Annotated in this window: 16 protein-coding genes and 1 pseudogene; 9 read left to right on the top strand and 8 right to left on the bottom strand. The window is 69.3% G+C overall.

Features of this window, described 5'->3' with window-relative positions; translation table 11 throughout:
* Positions 1 to 24: 24 nt before the first annotated feature.
* From STRCI_RS10110 to STRCI_RS10075, 8 genes and pseudogenes are all read left to right on the top strand, one after another.
* Positions 25 to 1,068: pseudogene (locus tag STRCI_RS10110) on the top strand (pectate lyase family protein); the annotation flags it as partial.
* Positions 1,069 to 1,147: 79 nt separating this feature from the next.
* The gene (locus STRCI_RS10105) at positions 1,148 to 2,491 is read left to right on the top strand and encodes an ABC transporter substrate-binding protein (protein WP_269658539.1); all 1,344 of its coding nucleotides are present in this window, start codon (positions 1,148 to 1,150) and stop codon (positions 2,489 to 2,491) included.
* A 93-nt stretch (positions 2,492 to 2,584) separates the two neighbouring features.
* The gene (locus STRCI_RS10100; RefSeq protein WP_269658538.1) at positions 2,585 to 3,373 is read left to right on the top strand and encodes a rhamnogalacturonan acetylesterase; all 789 of its coding nucleotides are present in this window, start codon (positions 2,585 to 2,587) and stop codon (positions 3,371 to 3,373) included.
* Between the two features lie 36 nt (positions 3,374 to 3,409).
* Entirely contained in the window at positions 3,410 to 4,729 is a 1,320-nt protein-coding gene (locus STRCI_RS10095; protein WP_269658537.1) for a pectate lyase family protein, read from the top strand.
* A 72-nt stretch (positions 4,730 to 4,801) separates the two neighbouring features.
* Positions 4,802 to 5,917: a pectinesterase family protein gene (locus tag STRCI_RS10090; RefSeq protein ID WP_269658536.1), complete on the top strand. Its 1,116-nt coding sequence runs from the start codon at positions 4,802 to 4,804 to the stop codon at positions 5,915 to 5,917.
* Position 5,918: 1 nt separating this feature from the next.
* Positions 5,919 to 6,938, top strand: a complete 1,020-nt coding sequence (locus STRCI_RS10085; protein ID WP_269658535.1) for a pectinesterase family protein — start codon at positions 5,919 to 5,921, stop codon at positions 6,936 to 6,938.
* A 40-nt stretch (positions 6,939 to 6,978) separates the two neighbouring features.
* Entirely contained in the window at positions 6,979 to 8,091 is a 1,113-nt protein-coding gene (locus STRCI_RS10080; protein WP_269658534.1) for a right-handed parallel beta-helix repeat-containing protein, read from the top strand.
* 385 nt (positions 8,092 to 8,476) lie between these two features.
* Entirely contained in the window at positions 8,477 to 9,631 is a 1,155-nt protein-coding gene (locus tag STRCI_RS10075) for a right-handed parallel beta-helix repeat-containing protein (protein ID WP_269658533.1), read from the top strand.
* A 139-nt stretch (positions 9,632 to 9,770) separates the two neighbouring features.
* Here the strand turns inward: STRCI_RS10075 and STRCI_RS10070 are convergent, their stop codons facing one another.
* From STRCI_RS10070 to STRCI_RS10060, 3 genes are all read right to left on the bottom strand, one after another.
* Entirely contained in the window at positions 9,771 to 10,601 is an 831-nt protein-coding gene (locus STRCI_RS10070) for a pectate lyase (protein ID WP_269658532.1), read from the bottom strand.
* Positions 10,602 to 10,687: 86 nt separating this feature from the next.
* Positions 10,688 to 11,548 (bottom strand): hypothetical protein, encoded by an 861-nt coding sequence (locus STRCI_RS10065; protein WP_269658531.1) that lies wholly within the window; start codon positions 11,546 to 11,548, stop codon positions 10,688 to 10,690.
* A complete protein-coding gene (locus STRCI_RS10060) occupies positions 11,545 to 12,111 on the bottom strand; it encodes a SigE family RNA polymerase sigma factor (protein ID WP_269658530.1) in 567 nt (188 codons plus the stop codon). Before STRCI_RS10060 ends, STRCI_RS10065 begins: the two co-directional genes overlap by 4 nt.
* Positions 12,112 to 12,378: 267 nt before the next feature.
* Here STRCI_RS10060 and STRCI_RS10055 point away from each other — a divergent pair, with 267 nt between their 5' ends.
* Positions 12,379 to 13,779, top strand: a complete 1,401-nt coding sequence (locus STRCI_RS10055; protein WP_269658529.1) for an NCS2 family permease — start codon at positions 12,379 to 12,381, stop codon at positions 13,777 to 13,779.
* Positions 13,780 to 13,790: 11 nt separating this feature from the next.
* Here the strand turns inward: STRCI_RS10055 and STRCI_RS10050 are convergent, their stop codons facing one another.
* From STRCI_RS10050 to STRCI_RS10030, 5 genes are all read right to left on the bottom strand, one after another.
* Positions 13,791 to 15,248 carry a peptidoglycan D,D-transpeptidase FtsI family protein gene (locus STRCI_RS10050; RefSeq protein ID WP_269658528.1) on the bottom strand — a complete coding sequence of 486 codons (1,458 nt, stop codon included), beginning with the start codon at positions 15,246 to 15,248 and terminating at the stop codon, positions 13,791 to 13,793.
* A gap of 92 nt (positions 15,249 to 15,340) precedes the next feature.
* A complete protein-coding gene (locus STRCI_RS10045) occupies positions 15,341 to 16,003 on the bottom strand; it encodes a response regulator transcription factor (RefSeq protein ID WP_269658527.1) in 663 nt (220 codons plus the stop codon).
* Positions 16,000 to 17,253 carry a sensor histidine kinase gene (locus tag STRCI_RS10040; RefSeq protein WP_269658526.1) on the bottom strand — a complete coding sequence of 418 codons (1,254 nt, stop codon included), beginning with the start codon at positions 17,251 to 17,253 and terminating at the stop codon, positions 16,000 to 16,002. The genes STRCI_RS10045 and STRCI_RS10040 overlap by 4 nt, the downstream gene beginning before the upstream one ends.
* Positions 17,250 to 18,176 (bottom strand): hypothetical protein, encoded by a 927-nt coding sequence (locus tag STRCI_RS10035; RefSeq protein ID WP_269658525.1) that lies wholly within the window; start codon positions 18,174 to 18,176, stop codon positions 17,250 to 17,252. The genes STRCI_RS10040 and STRCI_RS10035 overlap by 4 nt, the downstream gene beginning before the upstream one ends.
* An 87-nt stretch (positions 18,177 to 18,263) precedes the next feature.
* Entirely contained in the window at positions 18,264 to 19,037 is a 774-nt protein-coding gene (locus tag STRCI_RS10030) for an IclR family transcriptional regulator (RefSeq protein WP_269658524.1), read from the bottom strand.
* Positions 19,038 to 19,158 lie beyond the last annotated feature (121 nt).

Raw genomic sequence — 19,158 nt, 5'->3', positions numbered from 1 at the left:
TCGAAGCCTGTTGGGAGAGCCGCAATGACGCACCTCCGTGGCAAGCGCTTGCCGGGAGCGGGCAGAACCATGGCCGCCGTCGTGGGACTGATCGCCGCCCTCGGTCTGGGGCCGGTTGTCGAGGCGGACGCCGCCGCGGCCGGACCCGGGGTGACGGCCGACCGCTTCGGTGACCGTCCGCACGGGTTCGCCTCCCTGGCCGGGGGCACCACCGGCGGCGCCGGCGGCAAGGTCGTCACGGTCACCGACCAGGCTGCACTGGTCAAGTACGCGGCGGCGGCCGAGCCGTACGTCATCCGGGTCCAGGGCACGATCACCGCCGAGCCGTTCGGGGCGAGCGTCGAGGTCGCCTCGGACAAGACGATCGTCGGGGTCGGGGACAGCGGTGAGCTGGTGCAGGGCGAGTTCCATCTGAGCCCCGGCACCCACAACGTGATCATCCGCAACATGACGATCCGCGACTCGGCGATCGAGGGCAACTGGGACTGCAAGGACACCGACTTCGACGGCATCCAGATGGACACCGTCCAGCACGTCTGGGTCGACCACAACCGCTTCTCGAACATCTGCGACGGACAGCTCGACGTCCGCAAGGACAGCGAGTACATCACCGTCTCCTACAACCGGTTCGAGCACAACAACAAGACCTTCGGGCTCGGTTGGACCACCAATGTCAAGACGCAGATCACCATCGACCACAACTGGTTCGCGAACACCAAACAGCGCAACCCGTCCGTGGACAACGCGGCTTACGCGCACCTGTACAACAACTACCTGACCGCGCAGGTGGATCCGGGCGACCCCGTGTGGACCTACGGGAACTGGTCGCGGGGCCGCACCAGGATGGTCATCGAGAACAGCTACTACCAGGACGTCCAGCACCCCTACCAGGCCGACGCCACGGCCGAGTTGGTGCAGCACGGCTCGATCCTGAAGAACACCACCGGCCGCCACGACGCCTGGGGCACCGCCTTCGACCCGCGGGACTTCTACGACTACCGCCTCGACCCGGCCGCCGCCGTCCCCGCCCTGGTCGAGCGGTTCTCCGGCCCGCAGAAGGCGATCGGCCGGGCGCCGTACGCCCGTCACTGACCCCCACAACTGCATAGCTCGCATCTCGCACGATCCAGAAGAAGAGAGCCGACCAATGAAGATCAGCATCCGTAGAAGCAGGCGCGCCGCCATGGCCGTCGCCCTGGGCTCCGTGCTCGCCCTCACCGCCACCGCCTGCGGCGACGACGGCAGTGGCGGCGGCGGGGACAAGGGATCCGAGGGATCCGGCAAGGGCGAGATCGTCTTCTGGGACAACAACGGAGGTGTGCGCACCGACATCTGGAAGGAGATCATCGCCGACTTCGAGAAGGCGAACCCGGACATCAAGGTCCAGTACGTGCCGATCGCCGCCACAGAGGTGCAGTCGAAGTACGACACCGCCATCCAGGGCGGCGGACTGCCCGACGTCGGCGGTGTCGGCGCCGCGATGCTCGCCGGGATCTCCGCCCAGGACGCGCTGGAGCCCGTCGAGGACCGCTTCGCCAAGTCCTCCCTGTCCGGGAAGCTCAACGAGGACATGGTCGAGTCGGTCAAGGTGGCCGGCGGTTCCGACGAGCACATGTACTCGATCCCCACCTCCGCCAACAACGGTGTCCTCTACTACCGCACCGACCTGTTCAAGAAGGCGGGCCTGGAGGAGCCGACCACCTGGGACGCCTTCTACACGGCCGCCGAGAAGCTCACCGACTCCGGCAAGAACGAGTTCGGGTACACGATCCGCGGCGGTGCGGGCTCGATCGCGCAGGCCCTGGACGCGATGTACGGGCAGAGCGGGATCACCACGTTCTGGGACGGTGACAAGACCACCGTCAACGACCCGAAGAACGTCGAGGCGCTGGAGAAGTACGCGGCGCTGTTCAAGAAGGTCACTCCGGCCGCCGACCTCAACAACGACTTCACCAAGATGGTCGCGCAGTGGGACTCCGGCACGATCGGGATGCTCAACCACAACCTCGGGTCGTACCAGGACCACGTGAAGGCCCTCGGCGTCGAGAAGTTCCGGGGCATCCCGCAGCCGGTCGGTTCCACCGGCAAGCGGGTCCAGGTGTCCAACCCCGTCGACGGGCTCGGGCTGTTCAAGAGCTCCAAGAACAAGGACGCGGCCTGGAAGTTCATCGAGTTCGCGGCGTCGCACGAGGCCAACTCGAAGTGGAACGAGTCGGCGGGGGCGATTCCGTCGAACACGGAGGCCGCGGGGGATGCGTGGATCGGTGAGGCCGAGCCGACCAAGCTGGCCGCCGCGGCGTTGAACGACGGTTCCACGACCATCGTTCAGCTCCCCTACTACCTGCCTGACTGGAACACGATTTCCAAGGCGGACAACGAGCCGAACTTCCAGAAGGTGTTGCTCGGGAAGATGAGTGCGCAGGACTTCCTGGACACGGTTGCTGAGCAGCTGAATGAGGCTCAGGCCGAGTGGAGTGAGCAGAAGTCCTGAGGAATCGGGGGGTTGTTGATCGTGGGGGGCTGCGAGGTCGTTGTGGCTGGTCGCGCAGTTCCCCGCGCCCCTAGGGAAGAAGGGTCACGTCAGTTGTCACTTTCCCGTAGACAGGTTGCCGGTGCCGCCTTTGCGGCTGCCGTGCCGCTTACCTTCGGTACCGCTCAAGCCGGAGAGCAGCGGGCTCGTACGCTGTTCATCGCCGGAGATTCCACCGCCGCCCAGAAATACGCGGACGCCGCGCCCGAGACCGGGTGGGGGATGGCCATCCCTTTCTTTCTCCGGAAAGGGCTCGTCGTCTCCAATCACGCTGTGAACGGGCGCAGTTCCAAGAGCTTTGTCGACGAAGGGCGGCTGGAGGTCATCCTCGGGGCCATTCGGCCCGGGGACCTTCTGGTCATCCAGTTCGCGCACAACGACGAGAAGACCACCGACGCGGTTCGGTACACCGAGCCCTGGAGCACGTACCAGGACTATCTGCGGCTGTACATCGAGGGCGCCCGAGCCCGTGGGGCCCGGCCCGTGCTCGCGACCGCTGTCGAGCGGCGGCGGTTCGATGCCGCGGGCAACGCCCAGCCCAGTCACGGTGATTATCCGGCGGCGATGCGCGCGCTCGCCGAGGAGGAGCGGGTCTCTCTGCTCGACGTTCAGGCGCTGTCGCTTCAGCTGTGGCAGTCGCTGGGGGTCGAGGAGACCAAGAAGTACTTCAACTGGACCGACGTCGAGCAGGACAACACGCACTTCAACCCGCCCGGCGCCATCGAGGTGGCGCGGCTCGTGGCGCGGGAGCTGCTGCGGACGCGGGTGCTGAGCCCGCGGGACCTTCGGCGGCTGGACGAGGCGATCCCGGAGTCGTGGATCACCTGGCCGGAAGCTGTCTGACCCCAACCACGTAGACGTAGAGAAGAGAGCCCCATCATGAACCAGGTATGGCATGGGCATGCCATTGGAAGAACCGCCGTGCTGGCCGGCTGTGTCTCGCTCGTCCTCGGTGTCACCGGAGCCGGTGTCGGTGTCGCCCAGGCCGGGTCGGCCCGTGACCTCGCGCGGGAAGTGCTCGCCGCCGGGGACGGCTGGGCAGCGGAGGGCACCGGGACCACCGGCGGTTCGGCCGCCGACGACGCGCATGTGTACACCGTGTCCACCTGGGCGGAGTTCAAGGCCGCGCTCGCGGAAGGTGGTACCGCGCCCCGGATCATCAAGGTCAAGGGCATGATCGACGCCGTCTCCGAGGGCTGTGACGCGCTCGCGGCGGAGGGGTACGACTTCCAGCGGTACCTCGCCGACTACGACCCCGCGGTGTGGGGGCACGACACCCCCGTCAGTGGTGAGCAGGAGGACCTGCGGGCCGCGTCCGCCGCCAACCAGGACAAGATGATCAAGGCCAATGTGCCGGCCAACACCACCATCGTGGGCGTGGGCCGGGACTCCGGGATCCGGGGCGGCAGCCTGCAGATCAAGGCCGTCGACAATGTGATCCTCCGGAACCTCACCATCGAGGCCCCGGTCGACTGCTTCCCGCAGTGGGACCCGACCGACGACAACAAGACCGGCGCCTGGAACTCCGAGTACGACGGTGTCGTGGTCTACGGCTCCACCCATGTGTGGATCGACCACAACACGCTTACCGACGGCCGCTATCCCGACAGCGCGCTGCCGGAGTACTTCGGCAAGGTCTACCAGCAGCACGACGGCCTGGTGGACGTGGTCCGCGGCGGCAACTTCGTGACCGTGTCGTGGAATTCGTTCAACGACCACGACAAGACCATGCTGATCGGCAACAGCGACAGCGCGGGCTCGACCGACACCGGCAAGCTCAAGGTCACCCTCCACCACAACCGCTTCGAGGGCATCGTGGAGCGGGCGCCGCGCGTCCGGTTCGGGCAGGTCGACTCGTACAACAACCACTTCGTGGTGACCGGCGGGCAGAAGTTCGGCTACGTCTTCGGCATCGGCGCCTCCTCCCGGCTCCACGCCACCGACAACGCCTTCACTCTGGCGTCCGGGGTGAGCACCGGCAAGGTGCTGAAGAAGTGGAGCGAGGCTCCGCTCACCGCCGAGAACAACTACGTCAACGGCAAGCGGACGGATCTGATCGCCGTGCACAACGCGGAGATCCCCGCCGAGACCCTCCAGTCCGGAGCGGGCTGGACGCCCACCCTGCGCACCAAGGTCGACCACCCGCGGGCGGTCCCGGGCATCGTCGACCACCGTGCGGGCGCCGGCCGTATCTGCTGAATCCGCTGACTCGCGCCACGCGGCCGGGGCGGCGCCGTCGCCCCGGCCGCCATCCGGAAAGGAGAGCACCGCATGCAACTTCCCCTGTCCAGACGGGGATTCCTGGTGGCGAGCGCGGGAGCGGCCGCCGCCCTCGGCGCGGCAGCCCCCGCACAGGCCGCCCCCGGCCCCCGCCCGTTCGGCCGGTACGGCTCACCCGCCGCCCGGCTCACCCCGACCACCCTCTACGTCGACCCGCGCGGCCGAGGCGACCACACCACCGTGCAGTCCGCCGTGACCGCCGCCACCGGCAGAGGCTGGACGCTGGTCCTCGCGCCCGGCACCTACCGGGAGACCGTCGCCGTCGACCCCACCCGCACCGACATGACCTGGCTAGGCGCCGGCGACGACCCGCGGGACGTCGTCATCGTCTACGACAACGCCGCCGGCACCCCGAAGCCCGACGGCTCCGGCACCTACGGCACCACCGGCTCGGCCACCACCACCGTGCGCGCCGACGGATTCACCGCCCGCCGGATCACCTTCGCCAACGACTGGCTGCGCGCCGACCACCCCGGCGTCAGCGGCACCCAGGCCGTCGCCATCAAGGTGACGGGCGACCGCTCCGCCTTCCACCACTGCCGCTTCCTCGGCCACCAGGACACCCTGTACGCCGACACCAACTCGCTCACCGTCTTCGCCCGCCAGTACTTCGCGCACTGCTACGCCGAGGGCGACGTCGACTTCGTCTTCGGCCGGGCCACCGCAGTCTTCGAGCACTGCCACTTCCGTACGCTGACCCGCACCGACCTGGGCTCGGCGCCGTACGGCTTCGTGTTCGCGCCCTCGACTGCGGGCGTCAACCCGCTCGGCTATCTGGTCACCAGGAGCCGGGTGAGCAGCGAGGCCCCGGACGCCTACTACAAGCTGGCCCGCCCCTGGGTCCCCAGCTCCGACCGTACGGCCCGTCCGATGCTCACCGTCCGGGACAGCGTCCTCGGCCCCGGCATCGACGCGGTCGCGCCCTACGCCAACATGTCGAACGACTACCCGTGGCAGAGCCAGCGGTTCGCGGAGTACCGCAACACCGGCCCCGGCGCGACGATCTCCGTCCCCGAGAACCGGCCCCAACTCACCCCCGAACAGGCCGCTTCGGCGACCCGTGCCGCGCACCTCGGGGACTGGGAGCCGTGGAAGGAGGACTGCTGAGATGCGCCGGCGCACCGTCCTCGCGGGACTGACCGCGGGCCTCGTGGCGACCGGCGCGGGATCGGCACTTGCCGGTGAGCGGCGGGTCCTGCACGTCCGGCCGGGTGAATCCGTCCAGGCGGCCGTGGACGCGGTGACTGGAACCGGCGGGACGATAGTCGTCCACCCGGGGATTTATCGAGAAGTCGTCAAAATCCCTCCCCAAGCGGCCGAGTTGACCCTGCGCGGCGCCACCCGCGATTCGCGGGACGTCGTCATCGTCTACGACAACGCCAACGGCACCCAGAAGCCCGACGGTTCGGGCACCTACGGCACCGCGGGTTCGGCGACCTTCACCTCGGCCGCCCCCGGACTCACCGTCCGCGACCTCACCCTGGCCAACGACTGGCTGCGCGCCGACCACCCCGAGATCACCGGCACCCAGGCGGTCGCGGCCTGCATCTACGGCGACCGCACTCACTTCGACAACGTCCGCCTCCTGGCCCACCAGGACACCCTCTTCGTCGAGACGACCGCCCTGGACGTCTTCGATCGGCAGTACTTCCACCGCTGCTACATCGAAGGCGATGTCGACTTCGTCTTCGGCCGGGCCACCGCAGTCTTCGAGCACTGCCGCTTCCACACCCTCCAACGGGACGTGAACTTCATCCCCAAGGGCATGGTCTTCGCCCCCTCCACGGCCCGCGCCAACCCCCACGGCATCCTCGCGCTCCGCTCCCGCATCACCTCCGGAGCCGAGGACGCGGCGTACAAACTGGCGCGGCCCTGGGTGCCGTCGTACGAGACGACCGCCTGGCCCTCGCTGGTGGTGCGGGACACCTGGATCGGGCCCGGTGTCGATCCCGTCGCGCCGTACACGAACATGCGGGACGCCTACCCCTGGCAGACCATGCGGTTCAGGGAGTACGCCAACTCCGGCCCCGGCGCGGTGATTTCCATCCCCGAGAACCGTCCGCAACTGGCCCCCGCGGAAGCCGAGGCGCACACCAAGCGCGCCTACTTGGGCGATTGGCGGCCGTAGAACACATCCCCCCACCGGCACGACGAAAGGACCGCTCCATATGTCTCGTCGCACCGCTCTCCCCCTCACTACCGCCCTCGCGCTCGGCGTCGGACTGGCCGTCCTCCCCACCCAGGCCCAGGCCGCGACCGTGGTTGTCGACACCACCGCCGAGCTGACCAGCGCGATCTCCGGAGCCACCGCCGGAACCGTCATCCAGGTCCGAGGCGGCACCTACTACCCGACGGCCACCCTCCAATCGACCGCCAACGGCAGCTCCTCGAACCGCATCTACCTCCAGGCGTACGGCAGCGAGACCGTGAGGATCGACGGCTCCTCGCTGCCCGACGGGGACTGGATCTTCAAGCTGACGGCCGACTACTGGAACGTCTCCAACCTCACCTTCCAGAACTCCCCGGACAGCGCCGTCGTCTGCCAGTCCTGCACGGGCACCGTCTGGAGCAACGTCAAGACCATCAACGGCGGCGACTCCGGCTTCACGCTCACCGGCGACGGAACCACGAACAACACCGTCAAGAACCTTGATTCCTACGGCCATTACGACTCCGCCAACCACGGGGAGAACGCCGACGGGATCGCCGTGAAGTACGGCTCCGGCAGCGGAAATCTGATCACGGGAGTCCGCCTCTACAACAACTCCGACGACGGGCTGGACTTCTGGTCCTTCTCCTCGCCGGTCACCGTCGAACACACCTGGGCCTTCGGCAACGGCGTCAACCGCTGGTCCGACTCCGCCTTCGCGGGCGACGGCAACGGTTACAAGCTGGGCGGCGACGGAGAGGTCGTCGCGCACGTCGTCAACAACTCCGCGGCCTGGGGCAACGCGGGCAACGGCTTCACCGAGAACTCCAACACCGGCGCGATCGTCCTCAACCGCACCACGTCCTACGCGAACTCCAAGTGGGGCTACTACTTCGCCACCGGCGCGGGCAAGCTCGGCCGCAACCTGGCCGTCTCCAACGGCAGCGGCTCGGTGAACAAGGGCTCCTCGGTCACCTCGTACCTGAACAACTGGGACTCCGGAGTGGCCACCCCGTCCTTCGTCTCCACCAACTCCGCCACCACCTACAACACCCGCCAGTCCGACGGCTCACTGCCCGCGACCACGTTCCTGACCACGGGCAGCACCACCATCGGCGCGACGATGGACTGAGCGCTGTACTGACATTGGGGACGGAGTTCAACGGGTACTGCGTCACCAGAACTCAGGACAGTCGACCGATTTGCCATCGTCCATGCGGCCGCCAGTAGTTGGCACATCCTTGCTGCGGGATGCTCTCCCTCTTCCAGAATCACTGGGAATCTCGCGTTCCACAGCCGGTTGTCCTTCCAGTACTTCTTGCTTTCCGCCTCGCCCAGCGTCAGTGGGAACTCGCGGACAACCCTGGCCGTGAGGCGGCCAGGAAACTGATTGCAGTAAATCCGTCAATCAGCAGCTGTCGTGCGAAAGTTTCGCCGGTTTTCGCCGGGGCACGGCAACCTCCCCGGGGCCGGTGACGACTGCTGGGCGTCCCCATCCCCTAGGAAAGGAACGCCCCGTGCGTCACAGCACCGGACGCCACCGCAGGACCCGTACCCTCTCCATCGCCGCCGCCGTGGCCGTCGCCGCGGGGGCGGGCGGCGTCTGTCTCGGCCTCTCCGAAGGCGGTGCCGAGGCCGCCTCGACGACGGTCACCGTATCCTCCACCGCACAGCTCCAGTCGGCCGTCGCGAGCGCGGTCGCCGGGACCACGATCCAGGTCCGGGCCGGCACCTACACCCCGACGGCCACGCTTAAGTCGACGGCGAACGGCACGAGTTCGGCACGGATCACGCTGAAGGCGTACAGCGGCGAGGAGGTGAAGGTCGACGGCTCCAAGCTGCCCGACGGCTCCTGGCTGGCCGGGATCTACGGCGACTACTGGACCGTGGAGAACCTCACCTTCCAGAACTCCCCGGCCCAGGGCTTCGTCGCCACCTCCTCCGTGGGCGGCGTCTTCAAGAACCTCGTCACCGCCGACAACGGCGACTCCGGGTTCACCCTGCGCGGCGACGGCACCAGCGGCAACCTCGTGCAGAACCTGGACAGCCACGGCAACTACGACCCGGCCGGGCACGGGCAGAACGCCGACGGCATCGCGGTGAAGTTCGGCTCCGGGACGGGCAACCGGATCACCGGGGCGCGGCTGTACAACAACTCGGACGACGGCCTCGACCTGTGGCAGTTCTCCTCGCCGGTCACCATCGACCACTCCTGGGCCTTCGGCAACGGCAAGAACCGCTGGGGCGACAGCGCCTTCGAGGGCAACGGCAACGGGTACAAGCTGGGCGGCGGGGGCGTCACGGTCGCGCATGTCGTCAACAACAACGCGGCCTGGGACAACACCCTGAACGGCTTCACCGAGAACTCCAACCCGGGCGCGATCGTGCTGAACCGGAACACCGCGTACGCCAACACCGAGGCCGGCTTCTACTTCGCCACGGGCAAGGCGCGGCTCGCGCGGAACCTGGCGGTGAGCAACAAGGGCGGGTTGTCGAAGCTGGGTTCGGGGACGGTGTCCGCCGCGAACAACTGGGACAGCGGGGTGGCTACGCCGGGTTTCAAGTCGGTCGATGCGGCCAGCGCGTACGGCTCCCGCCGGGCTGATGGGTCGCTGCCGAACACGACGTTTCTCACCACCGGGTCCACGACTATCGGGGCGACCATGAACTGAGTTGTCGGCCGCGGGTCGTCCGTGGCTGGTCGCGCAGTTCCCCGCGCCCCTTGGGGCGCAAAGCGCCCCCCGCGGTCGTCACCGTGGGGGGCGCTTCTTCTGCTGACCGAGGGGGGCTCAGGCCAGCAGGCCCTAGGGGTTACTGGTACGTGATGTCAGACGCCGTGAAGAGGCACGACGTTCCGTCGGGGCCGACGCCGATCTGGGTCGGCTCGGCGCCGGTGTTGTTGCCCTTGAAGCGGACGCACGTCTTGATCTTCTTGGAGCTGTCGCCGTGGATCCGGACCTTGCGCAGCGAGGCCGTGTCCCCGTAGTTGGCGTTGATGCCCACGATCGAGTTCATCGGCGCGGTGACGTCCACGTCGTTGATGATGACCGTGCGCTTGTACTGCGTGGAGCAGTTGCCGCACGTGCGCACCAGCTTGCCGGAGTTGGCGACCTGGAACTTGCTCACGACCAGCTTGCCCGCGCCGTTGAACTGCAGGACCTTGTCCGAGCCGTTCTTCGCGCCGCCGCCGTAGACGGTGTAGACCGACGAGGCGGACTTGCCCTTGAAGGTCGCCGCGTCCTCGCCGACGTCCAGCCACCACACGTTCTGCAGCGTGCACGAGCCCATGCAGTGCACACCGTCGGCGGCCGGGGTACCGATGATCACGTTCTTCAGGACCGCGCCGTCGGCCAGCTGGAAGACCGGGTCCTGGCCCTCGTCCTGGCTGTCGCCGCCGAGCGCGCCGCTGCCGTAGAACTTCTTGTAGCCGCCGTCATACGTGCCCGAGACCTTGATGGTGCTGCTCACGGCCTGGCTGCCCTTGGCCGTCGGCCAAGTGGACGCGGCGCCCGCGGAGGACAGCATCGTCGTGGTGACGATCGCCGCGCCGGTGATGCCGAGCGCCGAGGCCCCGGCGATCACCGCCCGCCGCCTGGTGACCTTGCGGCGGTGGCGGACGCGCTGTTCAGCTGGTGCAGTCATGCCCATTCCTTGCGTGGGGAGTTGTTCCTTGCGCTCCCTGGTCGCCGCCGGTCGGGAATGGGTTGCCGCGTTGCGCGGAAAATTCTTCAGGAGTCGCCTTCGGCGGCCGTGTCGTCGTCCTCGTGCGGCGCGAAGTCGCCCGTCACGGACAGCTCTTCGTCGCCCGCGCGGGCCGTCGCCGCGTAGCCGTCGGCCTGCGCGTCCCGGCCGCCGCGCTCATGGTCGTACTGGCCCGCGAACACCCACTCGCCCGCCGCGACCGTACGGCCCTCCTTGAGTGTCCAGGTGTAGACGAGGAAGCCGTCCCGCTCGCCGACGGCCAGCTCGAAGTCGTCCTCGGGCAGCGAGCGCCAGGCGCCGGTGGAGGTCACCCCGCCGGTCTGCGCCACCTTCAACTCGACTGTCAGCTCGGTCAGTTGCTCCTCGGTCTTCAGGGTCACATTGCTCTGCGCCCAGAAGTCGTTGCTGTGCGGGTCGACCGAGCCGTCCGACCACAGCGGGCCGTCCTCCTCACCGGCGGCCGGGGGCGACGCGGACCGCGTCGGCGGCGTGCCGGCCGGCGGGGAACTCGGCTCGCGGGACTCCTTCGAGGACTCCGGCGTCGGGTCGGCGGGGGTCGCCGGGGGGACGGGGGCGCGGCTGGTGGCGTCCGGGGACGGGGTGGGCGTCGGCGAGGTGGCCACCGTCTGCTGCGGGGTGTCCTCCTTCACCGCCGACGCCACCGCGTAACCGCCGATGGCGAGCACGCCCGCGACCGCCGCGGTGGCGCTGACCACCCGTACCCAGCCGAACACCGGTGGGCGGGTGGCCCGGTGGTCGGGGCGGACCTCCTCGGACATGCCGCGCTCGATCCGGGCGAGGATGCGCTCGCGGTTCGGCTCGTGCGCCTCGGCCGCCTCGTGCAGCCGGGCGCGCAGCTCGTCGTGCACGTCCCGCTGCATCGTCATCGGTCCCTTCCCGCGGCGTCACCGGTGCGCGCCATCGCCGCATGCATCCTGAGCGGTGCCGCCTTGGGGCCGAGCAGTCGCTGGAGTTCCGCCATCCCCTTCGAGGTCTGGCTCTTCACGGTACCGACCGAGACGCCCAGGGCGAGCGCGGTGTCCTTCTCCGAGAGGTCGAAGGCGTGCCGCAGCACCACACAGGCCCGCTTGCGGAACGGCAGTCTACGCAGCGCCTCCTGCACGTCGACGACACCGGCCACGTCCGGGTTCTCGGTCTTCTCCTCGCGCTGCGACCAGAACAGGGCGATCCGGCGCCGCTCGCGCACCGCGCTGCGGATCCGGGTGCGGGCGAGGTTGGCGACCACGCCTCGGGCGTAGGCGACGGGGTGGTCGGCCGCGCGGACCCGGTCCCAGCGGTGCCACAGGGCGAGCAGGGCATCCGCCGCGAGGTCGTCGGCGGCGTCCGCCTCACCCGTCAGCAGATGGGCCAGGCGCGAGAGTTCGGCGTAGTGGCGCTCGAAGAAGGCATGGAACTCCACCGAGGCTGCGTCGTCGACGACTGTGCCCACGGGCGACCTCTCCTGCCTGTGAGTGTGCCTATGAGCGGCATGTGAATGACATGTGTGCGTCCGGCGCGCGTTCCGCGATCTTCCGGTTGAGGTGCGGAAGCGTAGCAGTGATCGAACACCTGGCTCGTACGGGGTCTCGAACAGCGTGTGGCGGATCGTACGTGAACCGCGCTGATTCCGTAACACGGGGAAAACCTGAACCCGGTTCAACAGGGGAACAATCCAGCCAGCATCCGCACACCGATCATTCAGGCAGCAAGGAGCCACATGAGCAGCGTCGATCGCTTCTTCAGGATCTCCGAACGGGGGTCCACGTTCAGCCGGGAGATACGTGGCGGGTTCGCCACGTTCTTCACGATGGCGTACATCCTTGTCCTGAATCCCATCATCCTGGGCAGTGCGAAGGACAAGTTCGGCGACACCCTCGACCCGGTCCAACTCACCACCGCCACCGCCCTGGTGGCCGCGGTCATGACGGTCATCATGGGCGTCGGCGGCAATCTGCCGCTCGCGCTCGCCGCCGGCCTCGGCCTGAACGCCGTCGTCGCCTTCCAGATCGCCCCACTGATGAGCTGGGACGACGCGATGGGTCTGGTCGTCCTCGAAGGACTGCTGATCTGCGTCCTCGTCGTCACCGGACTGCGCGAGGCCGTCATGCACGCCATCCCGCAGCCGCTCAAGCAGGCGATCAGCGTGGGCATCGGCCTGTTCATCGCCTTCATCGGCTTCGTCGACGCGGGCTTCGTCACCCGGATCCCGGACGCGGCGAACACCACGGTTCCGGTGCAGCTCGGGAGCACCGGCAACCTCACCGGCTGGCCGATCCTGGTGTTCTGCCTGGGAGTTCTGCTGACCATCGGGCTGCTCGCCCGCCGGGTCAAGGGCGCGATCCTGATCAGCATCGTCGTGATGACCGCCGTCGCGCTCCTCATCAACTCCCTTGCCGACATCAAGACCTGGGGCCTGACCACGCCCGAGTGGCCCGAAAAGCTGGTCGACACCCCCGACTTCGGACTCATCGGCCAGTTCAGCCTGTTCGGCGCGTTCGGCGAGACCACCGTCATCACCGTCGTCCTGCTCGTCTTCACCCTGGTGCTGTCCGACTTCTTCGACACCATGGGCACGGTCGTCGGCGTCAGCGCCGAGGCGGGGCTGCTGGACGAAGAAGGCAAGGTCCCGGGCCTCGGCCGGGTGCTGCTGATCGACGGCGCGGCGGCGGTCGCGGGCGGCGCCTCCTCCTCGTCCTCCGCGACCTCCTACATCGAGTCGGCGGCCGGTGTCGGCGAGGGCGCGCGCACCGGCTTCTCGAACCTGGTCACCGGCGGCCTGTTCGCCCTCGCCCTGTTCCTCGGCCCGCTGCTCACCATCGTCCCGCTGCAGGCGGCGGCGCCCGCCCTCGTCGCGGTCGGCTTCCTGATGATGACCCAGGTCAAGCACATCGACTGGGACAAGTACGAGATCGCCATCCCGGCCTTCCTGACCATCGCCGTGATGCCGTTCACGTACTCCATCACCAACGGCATCGGGGCCGGCTTCGTCGCCTATGTCCTTATCAAGACGGTGCTGGGCAAGGCGAAGGAGGTCCACTGGCTGCTGTGGGGGACCTCGGCGCTGTTCCTGATCTACTTCGCCATCGACCCGATCGAGCAGCTCTTCGGCGTCAAGTAGCCGGACGGCCCTCAGTCCTTGAGGGCCGCCTGCATCATCGCCTTCGCCACCGGCGCGGCGAGGCCGTTGCCGCTCACCTCGGAGCGGGCGGCGCCGGACTCCTCGACGATCACCGCGACCGCGACCTCCTGGTCGCCGGAGCCGGACTTCGCGTACGAGGTGAACCAGGCGTACGGCGTCTTGCTGTTGTTCTCGCCGTGCTGGGCCGTACCCGTCTTGCCGCCCACTGTCGCACCCGAGATCCGCGCGTTCGTCCCCGTGCCCTCGGAAACCACCGTCTCCATCGCCGACTGCAACTGCTCGGCGGTGTCGGAGCTGACGATCTCCTCGGTGTCCGCGTCGGAGTCGTAGTCCTGAAGGACGTCACCGCCGCCGTCGGTCACCTGCGACACCATGTGCGGCGACACCAGTTTGCCGCCGTTGGCGATGGCCGCCGACACCATGGCCATCTGCAACGGCGTCGCCGTCACATCGAATTGCCCGATGCCGGTCAGCGCGGTCTGCGCCTCGTCCATGCCGGAGGGGTACACGCTGGCGTAGGCGCGGACCGGCACATCCTGCTCGTCGTCGTTGAAGCCGAACTTCTCGGCCATCGCCTTCACCTTGTCCTGGCCCAGGTCGTAGGCCATCTTCGCGAAGACGTTGTTGCAGGAGTACTGGAGCGCGACCCGGATCGAGGCGTTCTCGCAGGGCGCCGACTTGTTCTCGTTCTCCAGCACCGTGGAGGTGCCCGGCAGCGTGTAGGGATCGGGGCTCTTGGTCTTCTCGTCCACCGACGAGTACAGCCCGTCCTCCAGCGCCGCCGCGGCCACGACCAGCTTGAACGTGGAGCCCGGCGCCACCGGCTGGCGCAGCGCGCGGTTGGTCAGCGGCTTGTCGGAGTCCTTGGTGAGCTGCTTCCAGGCCGTCCCCGCGGTGTTGGCGTCCGTCAGCGAGGACGGGTCGTACGACGGGGTCGAGACGACCGCGAGGATACGGCCGGTGGCCGGGTCGATCGCGACGGCCGCGCCCTTCTTGTCACCGAGCGCCTCGTACGCCGCCTTCTGCACATCGGGATCGATCGTCGTGATCACGTTGCCCGGCTCGGCCCGCTCGTCGGTGACCGTGTCCAACACAGTCCGCAGCTTGCTGTCCGTGCCGTTGAGGACGTCCTGGTAGATGCCCTCCAACTGGGTCGGCGCATACGCCTGCGAGGCATAGCCCGTCACCGCCGCGTACAGCTCGCCGTCGGTGTACGTGCGCTTGTACGCGAGATCGCCGCCCTTCGTCCGTGCGGAGCCGGTGACCGACTCCCCGGCCACGATGATGTTCCCGAGCGGTGCCGCGTACGTCTGTATCGCGTTGCGCCGGTTGTCCTTGTCGTCCGCGAGTGCCTGGCCCTCGTAGAACTGCACCCAGGTCGCCCTCACCAGCAGGGCCAACACCAGGAGCAGCGAGAAGACCGATGCGCGCCTGATCGTCTTGTTCATCCCACCGTCAGGACGAGGGCGCGGGGCGAATCGTTCCCTCGCGTGGCTTTTCTCATGGAGTGCTCATGAAAATTCAGCGAGTGGTCATGAAGTCAGCGAGGGTTCATGAAGCCCGCCTCGTACGCGGCGATCACGGCCTGGGTGCGGTCCCGGGTGCCGGTCTTCGCCAGCACCGCCGCCACATGCGACTTCACGGTGGCCGGACCGACCTCCATCCGCTCGGCGATCTCCGCGTTGGTCAGCCCGCCCGCCATCAGCCGCAGCACCTCGCTCTCCCGCCCGGTGAGCCGCGCCACCCAGGGCGGCGGCGCGGGGTGGGCACGCGCGTGCTCGGCGGCGAGGGTGCGTACGGCCGCGGGGAACAGCAGGGTGTCGCTGCGCGCGACCAGCCGCACGGCCTGCACGAGGGCGTCGGCGTCGGCCCGTTTGAGCAGGAAACCGGCGGCTCCGGCGCGCAGGGCGTCGTGCACATAGGAGTCGTTCTCGAAGGTGGTGACGACGACGATCCGGGGCGGCTCGGTGACGGTGGCGAGGATCTGCTCGGTGGCCCGGATGCCGTCGACCTCCGGCATCCGGACGTCCATGAGGACGACGTCCGGGGTCCGCTCCCGGACGACGGAGACCGCCTCGGCGCCGTTCGCCGCCTCGCCGACGACCTCCAGGTCCGGCTCGGCGGAGAGGATGGCGCGCAGCGCGCTGCGCACCATGAGCTCGTCGTCGGCGAGAACGATCCGGACGGGGGGACGGGCGTTCATACGGGTCCTTTCACGGGGAGGCGGACTCTCAGCCGCCAGGTGCCGGACTCGGCGCCCGCCTCGACCGTGCCGCCCAGCAGCCGGGCCCGGTCCGCGATGCCGCGCAGGCCGTGGCCGCCGCCGGGGCGGCAGGGGGAGGCGGAGCCCAGGGGGTTCTCCAGGGTGATCTCCAGCAGGCCGCCCGCGACCCCGATCCGCAGGACCATCGTGACCTGGTCGCCCGCGTGTTTGAGGGCGTTGCTCAGCCCCTCCTGCACGATCCGGTACGCCTCCCGGGACAGCACAGCGGGCAGCGCCTCGGGGTCGGCGTCGACGGACGCCACGACGCGCAGTCCGCCCGCCCGGGTGCGGCGCAGCAGCCCGTCGAGGTCGGCGGCCAGCGTCGGCGCGGGCGCCGTGCCGGGCGCGTCGCCCTCCCGCAGCACCCCGAGGACGGCGTCGAGTTCACCGACCGTGCGCCGGGTGGTGTCCTCGATCGCGGCGAGCGCCTCCCGGACGAACTCCGGGTCGCTGTCGAGCAGTCGGCGGGCCGCGCTCGCCTGGAGGGTGACGGCGCTCAGGGCGTGCCCGACGGAGTCGTGCAGCTCGCGGGCGAGCCGGTTGCGTACGGCGAGATCGGCGGCGCGGGCCTCGGCCGCCGCGAGCCGGTCCCCGGGCGTCGGGCCGAGCAGCGCCGGGGCCCAGCGGGCGAGCAGGGCGCCCGCCCCGGCCGCGCACGCGGCGAGCCCCACCAGCAGGGCCACGCCCACCAGCGGGGTGAGCGCCAGCACCCAGGGCCGGTCCCAGGCCGCGGGGAAGCCCCACAGGCCGTCGCTGAACACGGCGACCACGGGCAGCGCCATGAGGACGACGGCGAGTGGCGGCACCGCCAGCGTCATCCCGGCGACGATCCCGCCGAAGCCGAGGTGCAGCGTGAACCAGGCCGCGGTGCGCTCCTTGGCGGTCCGGCCGCGGGCGGGGGCGTGGGAGAGCAGGTCCGCGCCGACCCCGCACAGCGAGCGCACCGCGTTCGCCTCCAGCGAGCGGGTCAGCGGGAACAGCGCGGCGGTGAGCGCGGCCAGCGGCAGGCCAACGGCGAACGACAGGAGCTTGCCGGTGAGATCGCCGAAGACATAGCGGGCGTGGGCGGCCGGGCCGACGATGATCTCGCCGACGAAGACGTACGGCATGGCGAGGGCGCCGCCGAGGATCAGATGGATCCAGCGCCGGCGCGTCCCCCGCCCGAAAAGGAACCGGGCGATCCGCCTCACGCGCGGTGCCGGGGGAGGGCGGCGGACCGACGCGCGAGGAAGCGGAGCCCTACGGCGGCCACCAGGGCGCCGGTGATCATCTGGCCGGAGTAGGTGAGGTGCCGCCCCGCGGAGTGCTCGTCGACGACGAGCGAGGCCAGCGACATCCAGGCTCCCCAGCAGGCCGCGGCGCCGGAGCCGACCCAGACGAGGGCCAGCGGGACCCGGACCGGCAGCACCGGGGCGCGGCCGAAGGCGAGGATCAGGGCGCCGCCGACGGCCGCGAGGAGGAAGAGGGCGTCCATGGCCCGGAGAACCTCGCCTCCGAAGGCGGAGCGCAGTTGGAGGGTGAGCGGGACCACGGCGACCACCGCGGCGGTGACGGCGCCGGTGCGCTGAGAGGGGCCGAGGCAGGAGCGGGGCAGCTCCCATATCCGGCCCTGCCACAGGTGGCCCCAGCGGTCCCGTGCGTACAGGGCGAACAGGGTGCCGAGGGCGAGTCCCTGCACGATGAAACCGCCGTACACGACGCTGAACACCCAATCGTGGAGGAAGGGTTCGGAGGAGCTGTCGTCGGAGGTGGTGCCCGTCAGGAGCTGGAGCGGGAAGCCGGTCATGATCGGTGCGAGCAGTCCGGTGGCGACCCACACGGGCGCCGCCAGCAGCCAGGCCGGCACCCGCATCCCCCAGGGCCGGGTCAGCACCAGCGCGAGCACGATGACGCAGGCGTCCATCAGTACGGTCACGCCGTTGGCGACGGCCACCGCGCCCCGGTGCTCCAGCAGCGAACTCCCCTCGGGGATCCCGGCCTCGCTGCCCGAGAGCCAGGCGACCTTCAGCCCGAGATACGGCAGACAGGAGACGACCGCGACCGCGCGCAGGAGTGCACGGGGGCGGGAGGGGGCGAAGGTGCCGCCGGGGTGGGCGAGGAGTGACTGCGTCATGGGTTCACGCTCTCGCGGCGGCGGCCCCGCCCGCGTCCTGCACGGTGACGATCCCGCTCCGCCTGGCGGGGGAGAAGGGGGTCGGCCTCAGAGTCGGCGGGTGGCCAGCGTCAGCCGGTCCCGCGCGTCGAACAGGGCGTCCTTCACGAGCTGTTCGTGGGCCGGGGTCAGCCGGGCCACCGGCACCGAGCAGCTGATGGCGTCGCGGGCCGGGGTGCGGTACGGGATCGCCACGCCGAAGCAGCGCAGGCCCAGGGTGTTCTCCTCGCGGTCCACGGCGAAGCCCTGCTCGCGGACCTGGTGGAGCTCCTCGATCAGCCGCTCGCGGTCGGTGATGGTGTTCTCGGTCAGCGCCGGGAGCGTCTCCGGGAGCATCTTGCGGACCTGCTCGTCCGTGTACGTGCTGAGCAGCGCCTTACCGAGGGACGTCGAGTGCGCGGGCAGCCGACGGCCCACCCGCGTGAAGGGGCGCAGATAGTGCTGGGACTGACGCGTGGCCAGGTACACCACGTTCGTGCCGTCCAGACGCGCCAGGTGGATGGTCTCGGTGGTGTCGTCCGACAGCCGGTCCAGCGTGGGACGCGCGGCGGCCACCACCTCGTCGCCGTCGATGTAGGAGGTGCCGACCAGCAGCGCCCGCACCCCGATGCCGTACCGCGTGCCGGTCGCGTCGGTCTCCACCCAGCCCAGCTCCACGAGCGTGCGCAGCAGCATGTACAGACTGGACTTGGGGTAACCGACCGCCTCCTGGACGGCCGCGAGGGAGTGCATTCCGGGGCGTCCGGCGAAGTATTCGAGCAGTTCAACCGTCCGCACGGCGGACTTGACCTGCGCCCCGCCCCCCGTCTCGCCTGCCGACATCGCGCTTGACCCCTTCGTTCGACGGGAAATAGTCTCCAACAGCATATTCACCATGAGAGACAGCGTTCAGCATATCGAACAACCCTGGTGAATGACCCAGTACTGCGGCAATACAGTGTGG

Source organism: Streptomyces cinnabarinus (assembly GCF_027270315.1).
Taxonomy (GTDB): domain Bacteria; phylum Actinomycetota; class Actinomycetes; order Streptomycetales; family Streptomycetaceae; genus Streptomyces; species Streptomyces cinnabarinus.
The sequence above is the reverse complement of the archived record's forward strand: the minus strand, read 5'-3'. Positions and strand labels throughout refer to the sequence as shown.